Genomic DNA, 14,521 nt, shown 5'->3' with positions numbered 1-14,521 from the left:
AGACACCACTCTACGCCAGGGCTTGCATCTGCTACGCCCGCGCCCATGTAAGCTAGTACAACCGCCAGACGCTGTTTTATAAAGAAAATCGACCTCTGGCGCTCATTCCATCAGCACAAGCAGCTATGCAAGTCATAGCAATTCGATAGTGCATTCTGAAAGGCTCCCGCCATGGGTTTAGGCTTGTTTTCTCTGCTCAAGACCGTACCGTGGACCGAGGTGATCTCGACCGCGCCGCTGGTGGCACAAGGGGCCAAAAAGCTGTGGGACAGCGTGGCCAAAAAAACGCCGCCCGCGCCCCCACCCCCGCCGACCCCGGTGCTGCCCACCCATGACCTGGTGGTGGCCGAGCTGCAAGCCCGCATCATCGCCCTGGAGGCCAGCAGCGCCGAGCTGCACACGCAGATGCGCGCCTCCAGCGAGCTGATCCAGGCGCTGGCCACGCAAAACACCGAGCTGGTGCAGCGGGCAGAGGCCAACCGCGTGCGGCTGCGTTGGGTGAGTGCGGCCCTGGTGGCGCTGGCTGTGGGCCTGGTCTACGCTTTGAGAACCCAGTTGTAGGAGGTCCGCCATGCGCATCCCGCCCGGATTCAATACCGTCGCACCCTATTTTTTCGTGAATGATGCCGACGCGTTTGCGCGTTTTCTGGTGGCCGGGCTGGGCGGCGTGGAGACCTGCCGCAGCCTGCGCCCCGACGGCCTGGTGGCCAATGTGCAGGTGCGGCTTGGCACCTCCACCGTGATGGCCAGCGAAGCCAGCCCCGCCTACCCGGCGATGGCCGCCGCGTTTTACCTGTATGTGGACGATGCCGACGCGGCTATGGCCCAAGCCCTGCAGCACGGTGCCACGCTGGAGATGGCGGTGGCCGACATGCCCTACGGCGACCGCCAGGGCGGCGTGCGTGACCCGCACGGCAACCTCTGGTGGATTTCGCAGCGGCTGGTGGACGGGGCTTACACACCCTAGCCCTCACATTGGAGGGCCAGGGAACCAGACGGGAATTTACAGAGCGCCTGGATTGGCGATCAGCGTGGTGCTGGAGCCGCTGGTGCCCAGTAAACCGGCCTCGGTGTACACCGCCAGCTTTTGGCGGGTGTCGGCGATGTCCATGTTGCGCATGGTCAATTGGCCGATGCGGTCGGCGGGGGTGAAGCCACCGGCTCCGCTTTCCATGGTCAGGCGCTCGGGGTGGTAGGTCAGGTTGGGGCTGACGGTGTCCATTAGCGAATAGTCGTTGCCGCGGCGCAGTTCCAGCGTGACTTCGCCGGTGATGGCGCGGGCGATCCAGCGCTGGGCAGTTTCGCGCAGCATCAGGCTTTGCGAGTCGAACCAGCGGCCTTGGTACAACAGGCGGCCCAGACGGCGGCCATTGCTGCGGTATTGCTCGATGGTGTCTTCGTTGTGGATGCCGGTCACCAGGCGCTCGTAGGCGATGTGCAGCAGCGCCATGCCGGGGGCTTCGTAGATGCCGCGGCTCTTGGCTTCGATGATGCGGTTCTCGATCTGGTCGCACATGCCTAAGCCGTGGCGGCCACCGATTTCATTGGCGGCGTACATCAGGGCCACCGCGTCGGGGTAGGTCTGGCCGTTCAAGGCGACTGGTTGGCCTTCTTCAAAGCGCACGGTGACCGATTCGGCCTTGACCACGCAGCCGTCGCGCCAAAACGGCACGCCCATGATCGGCTTGACGATGTGCATGCCGGCGTTCAAGAACTCCAGGTCCTTGGCTTCGTGGGTCGCGCCCAGGATGTTGGAGTCGGTGGAATAGGCTTTTTCCACGCTCATCTTGTAGTCAAAACCGTTGGCCACCAGGTATTCGCTCATCTCCTTGCGGCCACCGAGTTCGTCGATGAACAGCTGGTCCAGCCAGGGCTTGTAGATACGCAGCTCGGGGTTGCACAGCAGGCCGTAGCGGTAGAAGCGCTCGATGTCGTTGCCCTTGTAGGTGCTGCCGTCGCCCCAGATGTTCACGCCGTCGTCACGCATGGCCACCACCAGCGCGGTGCCGGTGACGGCCCGGCCCAGCGGCGTGGTGTTGAAATAGGTGGCGCCGCCGGTGCTGATGTGGAAAGCCCCGGCCTGGATGGCGGCAATGCCCTCGGCCACTAGCTGCGGGCGGCAATCCACCAAACGGGCCATTTCGGCACCGTAGGCCAGCGCCTTGCGCGGGATTTCGTCGTAATCGGACTCGTCGGGCTGGCCCAGATTGGCGGTGTAGGCGCAGGGAATGGCACCCTTGGCACGCATCCAGTGCACGGCGGCGCTGGTGTCCAGCCCGCCCGAGAACGCGATGCCGACGCGTTCGCCAGCGGGGAGTTTTTGCAGAATATTGGCAACCATGGTGTTCTCTGAGTCAGTGCGAAACCTTCGATGTTAAATGACACCGGAGAATCGCCGAGGACCGGGCCCTGGCCAATTGCTATTTATTTTGAAGCTGCCAGCGCAGATGGAATATGCGCTGGTGGCCTATTTCACACCTAAAAATACGCTCTCAATGCCCGGCCAAGACCTGTTCGAGCTCCGAGAAGGTCTGCGCCATCGCTGTCACCGGCAAGGGGTGGCCCAGCTGGCGCTCGACTTGGGTTTGCGAAATCAGGCCACGGATGCGCGGGGAGCCGTCGGCGGCTTCCGAGTCCACCACCAGCAGGTGCGGGCGGCCGCGTTGGATCAGCGTGGCCACCACCTGCTCCACCGTGGCGCGTTGCAGCGAGGCAAAGGTGACCGCGTCGATGTCGGACAGTGGGGTCATCACATCGGCGGCGGTGAGCTCTTGGTATTTGACTTGGCGCTGGTGCACCAGGCGCATGGGGCGGTCCCCGGCGATGTCGGCGGCGGTCAGAATGCCGTCCACCGAGGGCATGTCGGACACCACGAACAGTAGGCGCACGCCCTGGTAGATCATCTTCAGCTCGGCCTGGCCCAGCGAGGTTTGCGGCGGCACTGAAGCGGCACGGATTTGCGCCAAATCGGTAAACACCTCCAGCGCGGACGACTCCAGCGTCACCGCGCCGTGCTGGGGCGGCTGGACCTGGACGATGTGAGTGCTTGCGGGGAAGCGGAATGTGGGCAAAGAACCGTCAGACATGGAAACCTTTCAAAACCACACCCTGGGAGTCCGGGGGCATCAGCGTCCGCCGGAGGCCGGTCGCGTGGGTGTCAATGCGGTGCAACCGCCTCGGTTATAGGCCCGCCCTGCCCGCGCCACAAGGGTTTTTACCAGGGTTATCCCTAGCTTTACCAGTGGTTTGCAATCGGGTCGGCCAAGGGGGCAACCCGGATAGGGTAGATTAACCGTCCCCCACCGCACTGTGCACGCCCCATGACACCCTCCGCCTGGCTCCTTTTCATCACCATTTCCCTGGTGACCGCATTCACCCCTGGCCCGGCCGTTCTGCTGGCAATGTCGAACACCATGGCCTGGGGCCTGCGCAAGACGCTGCTGGGCAGCTCCGTCGGCAGCGCGGTAGGGGTTTTTGTGGTGTCGGGCATTGCCATGGCAGGGCTGGGCACCTTGCTGCATACCTCGGCATGGCTGTTTGCCGGGCTGAAGACTGCCGGGGCGTTGTACCTGATGTACCTGGGCTACCGGCAGTGGACCAACCCCGGCTCGGTATTCAGCAAGACCACCCAGGTCGTGGAGCAACCCAACAAGTCCCGCTTGGCGCTGGCCCGCCAGGGCCTACTGGTGTCGCTGACCAACCCCAAGAGCATTCTGTTCTTCACCGCGCTGTTTCCGCAGTTCCTGCACTTGGACGCGCCCATGCTGCCGCAGTTCCTGGCGCTGACCAGCACCTTCACCGCCTGCGCCTTGACCTCCCACGTAGTCTATTCGCTGCTGGCCACGCGCTTGCAGGGCTGGTTCTCCACCCCACGGCGGGCCCAGGTGTTCAACCGCGTCACCGGCGGTGCCTTTGGCCTGTTGGGCCTGGGCTTGCTGCGGCTCAAAAACCCGAACTGACCCGAACGGAACCCGGCTGCATGGCCGCCCCCCGCAACGCCACCGGCGACTCCTTTTTTGCCTGGGAGGGCGACGTGCTGATCGTCAACATCCTGGGCAAGCCCTCGGCCTGCTGTGACGCGATTGCCAAACCCATGGGCACGCAGCTCAAGGTCAGCGTCACCGCCACGCCCAAGAACGGCAAGGCGACAGACCACATGGTGCGCTTTCTCGCGCCTTTGTTTGGCGTGGCTGTAGCCGATATTGAGGTGGTGTTTGGCCAGGAAAGCATCCACAAACAGTTGCGCATCACCGCGCCGAAGAAGCTGCCAGCGGTATTCACCCAGCTCTGAGCCCGAGGTGGGCTGGGTGAGAGCCGGAACTTTGCGGCCTGCCAGCCGCTCCCACCCCGCATACTCGGGTCCCACCATGCTGCATCGCCTTCTCACCGCTCTGCTTTTAATAGCTGCCAGTGCACTCCCCATCTGCGCCAATGCCCAAAAAAGCTTAAATTCTGTCGTCACCACGCCGCAGGTGCGCGCCGAGCTGCTGGCCCATGCGCCACAGGGCGTGGTGCCCGGCCAGCCGGTGTGGGTGGGCTTGCAGATCGCCCACCAGCCCGAATGGCACACGTATTGGAAGAACCCCGGCGATTCGGGCCTGGCCACCAGCCTGACCTGGACGCTGCCACCGGGCGTGACGGCGGGCGATATCGCCTGGCCGGTGCCGCACAAGATCCGCATCGGTACGCTGGCCAACTACGGCTTTGAGGGCACGCTGCTGCTGCCGGTGCCGCTGACCATCTCGCCCGACTTCAAACCTGGCCTGTTGACCAGCGAGCTGGAAGTGAAGCTGCACGCCGCCTGGCTGGTGTGCCGCAAGGAGTGCATTCCCGAAGAAGGCGACTTCGTGCTCAAAGTGCCGGTGAAAAGCACCACCGCCCTCAACGGCAGCGCCTTCGATGCCAGCCTGGCCGCGCAACCCCACGACCTGGCCGCCCGCAGCAAGGTGCAGGTAGCGGGCGCAGAACTCAAAATCACCGTCGCCGACCTGCCCGCCGCACTGCACGGCAAGACGCTGGAACTGTTCCCCGAAACCCCGGAAATCACCGCCCCCGCGGCCGACATCACCCAGCGCTGGGACGGCGCCACCTGGTCCGCCACCGCGCCGCTGACCGCCATGCGCAGCCAAAGCCCCACCGAGATGCCGCTGGTACTGGCCACCGCGGAAGGCCAGGGCTACCGCACCGTGGCCGACGTGCAAGGCGAATGGCCGCGCACCGTGGCCGCACCCACCATTTCCCCGGCGCTGGAAGCCGCTCTGCGGGCCAATAGCGCTGCGTCGCAAATCCCCGCCGCGCCCAGCCTGTCGTGGGCGGCCGCTTTGCTCGGCGCGCTGCTGGGCGGGCTGATCCTGAATCTGATGCCCTGCGTGTTCCCGGTGCTGGCCATCAAGCTGATGGGTTTTGCCCAGCACGCGGGCGACAAGCGCGCGCACCGCGTCGATGGCCTGGCCTATACCGCCGGGGCCGTGCTGTCCTTCCTGGCGCTGGGCGGCCTGATGCTGGGTTTGCGGGCGGCGGGCGAGCAACTGGGCTGGGGCTTCCAGCTGCAGTCGCCAGCCGTGGTGGCGGGGCTGGCCGTGCTGTTTACGGTGGTCGGGCTGAATCTGGCGGGCTTGTTTGAGTTCGGCCAGTTCCTGCCCAGCCGCGTGGCCACCCTACAGGCGCGCAACCCGGCGCTGAACGCCTTTTTGTCGGGCGTGCTGGCGGTGGCCGTGGCCTCGCCCTGCACCGCGCCGTTCATGGGCGCATCGCTGGGCTTGGCGGTAGGCCTGCCGGTGGCGCAGGCGCTGCCGATCTTCGCGGTGATGGGTTTGGGCATGGCCCTGCCCTACCTGCTGGCCAGCCTGAGCCCGGCCCTGGCCCGGCTGCTGCCCCGGCCCGGCGCGTGGATGGCCACCTTCCGCCAGCTCATGGCCTTCCCGATGTTTGCCACCGTGGCCTGGCTGGTCTGGGTGCTGGGCCAGCAAAGCGGCATCGACGGCGCGGGCAGCCTGCTGGTGCTGCTGGTGGCGATGGCGGCAGTGCTGTGGGCGCTGGGCTTGGCCGGGCGCACGCGCTGGGCAATTGCTACGCTTTCAATAGCTGCCCTCGCAGGTGTTATCAGCGCTGTAGGCCCCAATGTTATAAAAAATACGCCGGTGTCTAATGTCGTGGCCGCCACCGATCGCTGGCAGCCCTGGGAGCCGGGCCGCGTCGAGCAGACGCTGGCTACCGGCCAGCCGGTAATGGTGGACTTCACCGCCGCCTGGTGCGTCACCTGCCAGTACAACAAGAAAACCACTTTGTCGCACCCCGCGGTGCTGGCCGATCTGGAGGCCAAAAACGTGCAGCTGCTGCGCGCCGACTGGACCCGCCGCGACCCCGACATCACCGCCGCGCTGGGCCAGCTGGGCCGCAACGGCGTGCCGGTGTACGTGCTGTACAAGGCCGGTAGCGCGCCGCAGGTGCTATCAGAAGTATTGAATGTGGACGACTTACGGGCAGCTATCGCCAAGTTGTAAAGAAGTGTTCAGAGAACGGCACCCCCACTGACAGCCAGGTTCATCCAAGCCTGCTATCTTGGATGGCAACCCACAAGGAGCCCCTATGCCCAACAACACGCCCCACGCGTTTGCCAGCACCCTGCAAACATTCACCACGGCCAGCGGCAGTACCGGCCAGTACTGGTCTATTCCCCAACTCGCCCGGCAGTACCCCAGCATCCAACGCCTGCCGGTGTCCATCCGCATCGTGCTGGAGTCGGTGCTGCGCAACTGCGACGGCAAAAAGGTCGCGCCGCAGCACGTTGAGCAACTGGCGCACTGGCTGCCGAATGCCGAGCGCACCGAGGAAATCCCGTTCGTAGTGACGCGCGTGGTGCTGCAGGATTTCACTGGCATCCCGCTGCTGGCCGACCTGGCCGCAATGCGCACGGTAGCGGCTTCGTTGGGCAAGAGCCCCAAAACCATCGAACCACTGGTGCCGGTGGACCTGGTGGTAGACCATTCTGTGATGGTCGATTACTACGGTACACCCCAAGCGCTGGACCTGAACATGCAGCTGGAATTCCAACGCAACCACGAGCGCTACCAGTTCATGCAGTGGGGCATGCAGGCGTTTGACACCTTCCGCGTGGTGCCGCCGGGCTTTGGCATCGTGCACCAGGTCAATCTGGAATACTTTGCGCGCGGCGTGTACAAGAGCCCGCAAGACACCGGGCCGGTGCCGGTGTACTACCCCGACTCGCTGGTCGGCACCGACAGCCACACCACCATGATTAACGGCATCGGCGTGGTCGGCTGGGGCGTGGGTGGCATCGAGGCCGAAGCCGCCATGCTGGGCCAGCCGGTGTACATGCTGACCCCGGACGTGGTGGGCTTCGAGCTGTCGGGCACGCTGCGCGAAGGTGTCACCGCCACCGACCTGGTGCTGTTTGTGACCAACATCCTGCGCGCCGAGAAGGTGGTGGGCAAGTTTGTGGAATTCTTTGGCCCGGGGGCCGCATCTATCCCCGTGCCCGACCGCGCCACCATCGGCAACATGGCCCCCGAGTACGGCGCGACCATGGGCTTCTTCCCGGTGGACGACAAGACGATTGCCTACTTCCAAAACACCGGCCGTACCGCCGAAGAGATTGCGCTCTTTGAGGCCTACTACAAGGCGCAGGGCCTGTTCGGCATGCCCAAGCCAGGCGACATTGACTACACCAAAATCGTGCGGCTGGACCTGGGCACCGTGGTGCCCAGCGTGGCAGGCCCAAAACGCCCGCAGGACCGCATCGACCTGGACCAACTGGCCAGTACCTTTGCCGCGCTGTACAGCCAACCCAACGCAGCCAATGGATTCAACCAGCCTGCAGAGACCTTGGGCCTGCGCCATCCCCTGCCGTCCAATGACACGACCATCGGCAATGGTGACGTGCTGATCGCGGCCATTACCTCGTGCACCAACACCTCCAACCCCAGCGTGATGCTGGCGGCGGGCTTGTTGGCCCAAAAGGCGGTAGAGGCGGGCTTGACGGTGCTGCCGCACATCAAAACCTCGCTGGCCCCGGGCTCGCGCATCGTCACCGAATATTTGCAAAAGGCCGGGCTGCTGCCCTACCTGGAAAAGCTGGGCTTTTACCTGGCGGGCTATGGCTGCACCACCTGCATTGGCAATGCGGGCGATCTGTCGCCCGAGATCAACGCTGCCATCGGTGCCAACCAGCTGGTCTGCGCGGCCGTGCTGTCGGGCAACCGCAATTTCGAGGCGCGCATCCACCCCAACCTGAAGGCCAACTTTTTGGCCTCACCGCCGCTGGTGGTGGCTTACGCGATTGCGGGCAATGTGATGACCGACCTGGCCACCCAGCCGGTGGGCCTGGGCACGGGTGGCAAACCGGTGTTTCTGGCCGACATCTGGCCCAGCATGGCCGAGATCGACGCGAAGCTGCGCTTTGCCACCGATGCGCAGGCGTTTCGCGCCAATTACGACAAGATCAAGTCCGAACCCGGTGCACTGTGGAGCAGCATCCAAGGGACGACCGGGCAAGTCTACGACTGGCCGCAATCCACCTACATCGCCGAGCCGCCGTTCTTCGGCGACTTCAGCCTGGTGCCCAAAATGTCGGTGCTGGGCTTTACCGGCGCGCGCACCATGGCGCTGTTTGGTGATTCCATCACCACCGACCACATTTCGCCTGCAGGTTCCATCGCCGAAAAATCCCCCGCCGGGCAGTGGCTGCTGGCCAACGGTGTACCCCGCGCCGACTTCAACAGCTACGGCTCGCGCCGGGGCAACCATGATGTGATGGTGCGCGGCACCTTCGCCAATGTCCGCATCAAAAACTTGATGCTGCCACCGGATGCCAAGGGCTCACAGGAAGAAGGCGGTGTGACGCTGTACCACTCCGCGCAAGCCGCACCGGAAAAAATGCCCATCTATGACGCGGCGCAAAAGTACCTAGCGGCGGGCATCCCCACGGTGGTGTTTGGTGGCGAGGAATACGGTACCGGCTCATCACGCGACTGGGCCGCCAAGGGCACGCAGCTGCTGGGCATCAAAGCCGTGGTGGCGCGCAGTTTTGAGCGCATCCACCGCGCCAACCTGGTGGGCATGGGCGTGCTGCCGCTGCAGTTCTTGGGCACCGACAGCTGGCAGACCCTGGGCCTGCGCGGCGACGAGGTGGTTGACGTAGTGATCGGCGGTGCGCTGCAACCGCAGATGGATGTGACGCTGGTGGTGCACCGTGCCAATGGACTTCAGCAGGAAGTCACGGTACGGCTGCGTATTGACACCCCGATCGAGGTGGACTACTACCAGCACGGTGGCATCTTGCCGTTTGTACTGCGGCAGTTGCTGGCGGCTTAGCACTGCAGGGGGCTAGCCCCCTTGCATCACACCAGCTTGCTGATCGCGCTTTTCACCAGCGCCGCACCGCCGGCCGCATACGCCGCAATGGCACCGGCGGAGACCAGCCCGTTTTGCGTCACCGCGTTGTAAACCGACTTGGCTGCGTTTTCCAGGGAAACGGTATTGAGAGCGACCGTCTTGATGCCACTCTCCAGGCCCAGAACCCCTTGGGCCACGGCATCGGTCGCAGCGACCGCAGCGGCACCGACCACACCGTACTTCTGCACATTGTTGTCAAACGTCGAGCTGCTGGCGCGCCCGGCAGACCACTGGGCATGTCTGGATGCGCTATCCGTGCGATGAATGCCCATACGTCCTCCGGCAGGCGAGTGGAAGGTGAAATAACCCGGTACGGTTGCAGGGGGAATTCCTCGAACCGATGGGTTTACTTACCCGATATGAATTGACGCAATTTGACCACAAACAGCTTACAAACGTCGGCCAAATCGCGTGCCATGTAAACCCACAGGTATATCCCAAGCGGCAACCCAGGGTGGCAAACGGCGAGACATATGGGTACATTCAATGGCCGTAATGGATACTGCTGACAGCACGCCACCTTTGGCCCAGCGCGGCCAATACTGACCCAAGGAGAGTTCCATGTTTTCCCCTATCCGCATCTCCTGCCTGGCGCTGAGCGGCCTGTTGGCCGCCTGCGCCAGCCAACCCCCAGCCCCGTCCGCCACCGCCCAGCTCGCCGCGACCACCGGCAACACGGCTACCGGCAGTATCCAATTCGTCCAACTGCCCGGCAAAGTGCTGGTGCGCGGCGAAGTGCATGGCCTGCTGCCCAACACCGTGCACGGCTTTCACATCCATGAAAAGGGCGACTGCTCCAGTGGCGACGGCATGTCTGCTGGTGGCCATTTCAACCCCGACGGCCACGCACACGGGGCCGCCAACGGCTCCATGCACCATGCTGGCGACCTGCCCAGCCTGCAGGCCGACGCATCGGGCAGCGCCAAGATCAGCTATGAAAGCACCGACCTGAGCGTGGACAGCGGCCCCCACGACGTGGTCGGCCGCGGCCTGATCGTACACAAGGACGCAGACGACTTCACCACCCAACCCACCGGTAATTCCGGTGCGCGGTTGGCCTGTGCCGTGATCACGCGGAATTAACGTGAAAGAGCTTTCATGGCTTGGAATGCTCTGCATCCGAGTCCACGAAAGTTAGAGCGGCATCGCCACTTATTGGGGGGTGGCTACACTCTGCTGACGAGGAAAACCCATGCAAATCCAAGCCAGCGAAGTCGATCTCCCCACCCCCACCGGCACCATGCGCTGTTATGTGTACCGCCCCAAAACCGAGGCTGGAGCGCCCCCTAAAAAATATCCGGCGCTCATTCTGTATTCTGAGATCTTTCAGCAAACTTCACCCATTCGCCGCAGCGCGCAAACCATGGCCGGGCATGGATTCATCGTGGTGGTGCCGGAAGTGTTCCATGAGCTCAACCCCATCGGCACGGTCCTCGGCTACGACGACGCAGGGCGCGACAAAGGCAATGCCGACAAAGTGACCAAGTATCTGGAAGCCCACGACAGCGATGCGCAGGCCATCATTGATTACCTGGGAACGCAAGACGATTGCTCCGAAAAATTCGGAGCCATGGGCTTCTGCTTAGGCGGTGGCCTGGCATACCGCGCCGCCCTAAACCCAGCTATTGCGGCCACCTCCTGCTTTTACGCCACCGACATCCACTCGGGTTTGACCCCCTCTCAGCCGGGCAACGAAAGCCTAGCGCGCACGGGCGAAATCAAAGGCGAATTGCAAATGGTCTGGGGCAAGCAAGACCCGCACATCCCACCTGAAGGCCGGGCGGTGGTTTACAAGAAGCTGAGCGACGAGGCGGTGAACTTCACTTGGCACGAATTCAACGGTGTCCACGCCTTCATGCGCGACGAAGGGGAGCGCTTTGATGCCGAACTGCAACTGCTCGGCTATCAGATGGCGATTGGGATGTTTCGGCGGGTGCTGTATTAAGCGCGCCTCCATCCAAGCCGCCATCGTTGACCTGGACGGAACCATGGTCGATACCCTGGGCGACTTTGCTGCCGCTTTAAACGGCATGCTGGCCGACTTGGCGTTGCCTGCCATCGCGCCCAGCACCATCCTGCCTATGGTGGGCAAAGGGTCTGAAAATCTCATAAATCTAGTGCTAAAACATGCTCTAGCGCAGACTGTACCTGCGCAAGCAGCTATCAATACCGCAGCATTATTCGACCACGCGTTAGCGCGCTACCAGCACCACTACGGGGCCATCAACGGCCAGTTCTCAGCCGTGTACCCCGGCGTGGTGGAGGGCTTGCAGACCATGCAGCAGCGCGGCTGGAAACTGGCCTGTGTGACCAACAAGCCGGTGGCTTTGGCCCAAGCGCTGCTGCAGGCCAAAGGCCTGGACGGTTTCTTCCGCCAGGTGTACGGTGGCGATTCGTTTGAACGCAAAAAGCCCTACCCGCTGCCGCTGTTCAAAGCCTGCGAAGCCCTGGGCAGCCAGCCCGCCCACACCCTGGTGGTGGGCGACTCCAGCAACGATGCACAGGCGGCGCGGGCCGCGGGCTGCCCGGTGCTGCTGGTGACCTACGGCTACAACCACGGCGAACCCGTCTCGGGCGTGGATGCCGACGGGCTGCTGGATTCGTTGGCCGCCATTTAATCCCGTTGCGCAGCGGGCTGCCGGTTCACCAGCCACAGCGACAGTCCGATCAGTACGCCGCCCAGCGCCTGCGCCCACACCAGGGTATGGCCGAGCACCAGAAACGACAGCAACACGGTGAACAAAGGGGCCAGAAACAAGTAGCCGCTGGTGCGTGTGGCACCGCCCTTTTTCAGCGCCACAAACCACAGGCCAAACGACCCGGTAGAGGCCGGAATGGCCAGCCAGAAAAACCAGCCCCACTGCGCAGGTGTCGTCACCTGCGGCCAGCGCTCGCCCGAGCCGTAGGCTATTGCCAACACTGCCAATGCCCCCACCAGCATTTGCCAAAAGCTCAGAGCCCAGCTGCCAATAGGAAGCCGGGCGCGCTTGTTGATGATGGTGGCGGTGGCCCAGCACCAGGCGGATCCCAGGCCAATGGCCTGCCCCGTCAGCGCACCCGCACCCGGCAGACTGGCCGCGCCTACCCCTATGGCCAGCGACACCCCGGCAATGCCCAACGCCAGTCCCAGCAGCCGCGTGCGGTGCAGCGACTCGCCCAAAAATATCTTACCCAGCACGGCCACCCAGATCGGGTTGGTAAACAGCAGAATGGCGGCAGTGGAGGCGGCAATCGTCCGCATCGCCACAAACAGCAAACCCATGACGGCGGCGGTTTGCAGCAAGCCGATCAGCACCACCACCATGGCATCGCGCAGCGTCATGGCCGAGGGCAGCAGGGCTTTGCCCAAGGGGCCTGCATCCAGCAAGACGAGGGGCAGCGTGGCTACCGCCGCCACCAGAAAGCGCCAGCCCACCAGCACCATGGGTGCAAATCCCCCCTGGAGCAATATCTTCCCGGCGATAAAGCTCGACCCCATCAAAAACGTGGCCGCCAGCAGTGTCAATACAAATGCAGCTTGGCCAGGATGCGCCGTGCGGGAGAGTGCAGCCATGGCAGGGTCAATGCACGCCGCCCAGGTACGCGGCTTTTACCGCCGGGTCGTCGCGCAGCTTGGCCGCATCGCCGTGCACCGAGATACGGCCGTTTTCCAGCACATAGCCGTAGTCGGCCACCTTCAGGGCGGCGGCGGCAAACTGTTCTACCAGCAGCATGGTCACACCGCGGGATTTCAGGTCGGCAATGATGCGAAACACCTCCTCCACCAGGATCGGGGCGAGGCCCATGGAAGGTTCGTCCAGCAGGATGATCTCGGGGTTGAGCATCACCGCGCGGGCCATGGCCAGCATTTGCTGTTCACCGCCCGACAAGGTGCCCGCCAGTTGGTTGCGGCGCTCTTTGAGGCGGGGAAACAGCTCCATGGCACGCTCCAGGTCGCCTGCCACGTCGCCTTTGGGGCGGCTGCCGGTGAGCCGGGGGAAAGCCCCCAGGGTGAGGTTGTCGGCCACCGTCATGGTGGCAAACACGCGCCGCCCCTCGGGCGAGTGCGCGAGGCCTTGTTTGGCGATGGTGTACGACTCCAAACCGTCTATCCGCTTGCCGTGCAGGCTGATCTGGCCTGCGGTGGGTTTGATCATGCCCGACACCGCCCGCATGGTGGTGGTTTTGCCTGCGCCGTTGGAGCCGATCAGGGTGACGACCTTGCCCTTGGGGACTTCCATGGAAATGCCGTGCAAGACCTGCACTTTGCCGTAACCGGCTTCCAGGTTTTTGATACTCAACATTGGGAATCCTTGTGCTTAGGCTGCCGTACCGCCGAGATAGGCGGTGATGACTTTTTCGTCGGCCTGCACTTCCGCAGGTTTGCCTTCGGCAATCTTTTGGCCAAAGTCCAGCACCGACACCGCGTCGCACAGACCCATCACTACGTCCATGTGGTGCTCGATCAGGATCACGGTGATGCCGTGGTCGCGGATCTTGCGGACAATCGCCACCAGTTCCTTGATGTCGGGCGCGGTCAGGCCCGCAGCCGGTTCGTCCAGCAGTAGCAGTTGCGGGTCCAGGGCCAGCGCCCGGGCAATCTCCAGCAAGCGCTGCTTGCCATACGGCAGGTTGCGCGCCTCCTCGGTGGCCAGTGCGCCCAGGCCCACAAACTGCAGCAGCCCCATGCCCCGCGCATGCGCAGCCTTTTCTTCGCGCTGGTAGCGCCCGGTGTGCAGGGCTACATCCACAATGTTGCTTCTGAAGGTGTGGTGCAAACCCACCTGTACGTTCTGCAAAGCCGTCATTTCGCCAAACAGCTGCACGTTCTGGAAAGTGCGCGCAATGCCTGACAAGGCGATGTCGGCCGAGGTGCGCCCCACCACCGCACGGCCTGCAAACGTAATGCTGCCCGCCGTGGGCACGTAGATGCCGGTGAGCACATTCATCATGGTGCTTTTACCCGAGCCATTGGGGCCAATCAGCCCATGGATGGTGCCGCGCTGGACCCGAAGATCGACGTTGTTGATGGCCTTTAAGCCGCCAAACTGCATCAACACACCCTGGGCCACCAGCAGGTCTGAGCCCACAGCGCTGTGGTTGGCATTGGCGGCCACCATGACGGCAT

15 protein-coding genes are annotated in these 14,521 nt (G+C 63.6%); 9 read left to right on the top strand and 6 right to left on the bottom strand.

What is annotated here, in order from left to right; translation table 11 throughout:
* Positions 1-171: 171 nt before the first annotated feature.
* The gene (locus ABI213_RS03395) at positions 172-561 is read left to right on the top strand and encodes a hypothetical protein (protein ID WP_348007097.1); all 390 of its coding nucleotides are present in this window, start codon (positions 172-174) and stop codon (positions 559-561) included.
* A 10-nt stretch (positions 562-571) separates the two neighbouring features.
* Positions 572-967 (top strand): VOC family protein, encoded by a 396-nt coding sequence (locus tag ABI213_RS03390; protein WP_348007098.1) that lies wholly within the window; start codon positions 572-574, stop codon positions 965-967.
* A 36-nt stretch (positions 968-1,003) separates the two neighbouring features.
* On the opposite strand, the gene argG is transcribed toward ABI213_RS03390, so the two are convergent.
* Both argG and ABI213_RS03380 read right to left on the bottom strand, forming a co-directional pair.
* A complete protein-coding gene (argG, locus tag ABI213_RS03385) occupies positions 1,004-2,341 on the bottom strand; it encodes an argininosuccinate synthase (protein WP_348007099.1) in 1,338 nt (445 codons plus the stop codon).
* A 151-nt stretch (positions 2,342-2,492) separates the two neighbouring features.
* A complete protein-coding gene (locus ABI213_RS03380) occupies positions 2,493-3,086 on the bottom strand; it encodes a hypothetical protein (RefSeq protein WP_348007100.1) in 594 nt (197 codons plus the stop codon).
* A 234-nt stretch (positions 3,087-3,320) separates the two neighbouring features.
* Here ABI213_RS03380 and ABI213_RS03375 point away from each other — a divergent pair, with 234 nt between their 5' ends.
* The 4 genes from ABI213_RS03375 (at position 3,321) to acnA (ending at position 9,333) form a co-directional block, all read left to right on the top strand.
* Positions 3,321-3,959, top strand: coding sequence for a LysE family translocator (locus ABI213_RS03375; RefSeq protein ID WP_348007101.1), 639 nt, complete (start codon positions 3,321-3,323; stop codon positions 3,957-3,959).
* Between the two features lie 20 nt (positions 3,960-3,979).
* On the top strand, positions 3,980-4,291 hold the full coding sequence (locus ABI213_RS03370; RefSeq protein WP_348007102.1) for a DUF167 family protein: 312 nt from the start codon (positions 3,980-3,982) through the stop codon (positions 4,289-4,291).
* Between the two features lie 76 nt (positions 4,292-4,367).
* A complete protein-coding gene (locus tag ABI213_RS03365) occupies positions 4,368-6,503 on the top strand; it encodes a thioredoxin family protein (protein WP_348007103.1) in 2,136 nt (711 codons plus the stop codon).
* A gap of 85 nt (positions 6,504-6,588) precedes the next feature.
* Positions 6,589-9,333, top strand: a complete 2,745-nt coding sequence (gene acnA, locus ABI213_RS03360) for an aconitate hydratase AcnA (protein WP_348026110.1) — start codon at positions 6,589-6,591, stop codon at positions 9,331-9,333.
* Positions 9,334-9,359: 26 nt separating this feature from the next.
* On the opposite strand, the gene ABI213_RS03355 is transcribed toward acnA, so the two are convergent.
* Positions 9,360-9,686 (bottom strand): hypothetical protein, encoded by a 327-nt coding sequence (locus ABI213_RS03355; RefSeq protein ID WP_348005706.1) that lies wholly within the window; start codon positions 9,684-9,686, stop codon positions 9,360-9,362.
* 289 nt (positions 9,687-9,975) lie between these two features.
* Here ABI213_RS03355 and ABI213_RS03350 point away from each other — a divergent pair, with 289 nt between their 5' ends.
* From ABI213_RS03350 to gph, 3 genes are all read left to right on the top strand, one after another.
* Positions 9,976-10,497 (top strand): superoxide dismutase family protein, encoded by a 522-nt coding sequence (locus ABI213_RS03350; RefSeq protein ID WP_348005705.1) that lies wholly within the window; start codon positions 9,976-9,978, stop codon positions 10,495-10,497.
* A gap of 109 nt (positions 10,498-10,606) precedes the next feature.
* On the top strand, positions 10,607-11,359 hold the full coding sequence (locus ABI213_RS03345) for a dienelactone hydrolase family protein (RefSeq protein ID WP_348005704.1): 753 nt from the start codon (positions 10,607-10,609) through the stop codon (positions 11,357-11,359).
* Positions 11,355-12,032 carry a phosphoglycolate phosphatase gene (gene gph / locus ABI213_RS03340; RefSeq protein WP_348005707.1) on the top strand — a complete coding sequence of 226 codons (678 nt, stop codon included), beginning with the start codon at positions 11,355-11,357 and terminating at the stop codon, positions 12,030-12,032. The genes ABI213_RS03345 and gph overlap by 5 nt, the downstream gene beginning before the upstream one ends.
* Here gph and ABI213_RS03335 read toward each other — a convergent pair.
* The 3 genes from ABI213_RS03335 to ABI213_RS03325 all read right to left on the bottom strand — a co-directional run.
* The gene (locus ABI213_RS03335) at positions 12,029-12,967 is read right to left on the bottom strand and encodes a DMT family transporter (protein WP_348026108.1); all 939 of its coding nucleotides are present in this window, start codon (positions 12,965-12,967) and stop codon (positions 12,029-12,031) included. The genes gph and ABI213_RS03335 overlap by 4 nt on opposite strands.
* Positions 12,968-12,974: 7 nt before the next feature.
* Positions 12,975-13,697: an ABC transporter ATP-binding protein gene (locus tag ABI213_RS03330; RefSeq protein WP_348026106.1), complete on the bottom strand. Its 723-nt coding sequence runs from the start codon at positions 13,695-13,697 to the stop codon at positions 12,975-12,977.
* 15 nt (positions 13,698-13,712) lie between these two features.
* Positions 13,713-14,521 (bottom strand): ABC transporter ATP-binding protein (locus ABI213_RS03325; protein ID WP_348026104.1); only part of this gene is annotated, 809 nt, incomplete at its 5' end.

This window comes from Rhodoferax sp., assembly GCF_039922535.1.
Classification (GTDB): Bacteria; Pseudomonadota; Gammaproteobacteria; order Burkholderiales; family Burkholderiaceae_C; genus Rhodoferax_B.
Note: the sequence above shows the minus strand (reverse complement) of the source record. Positions and strands in the feature narration are given on the sequence as shown.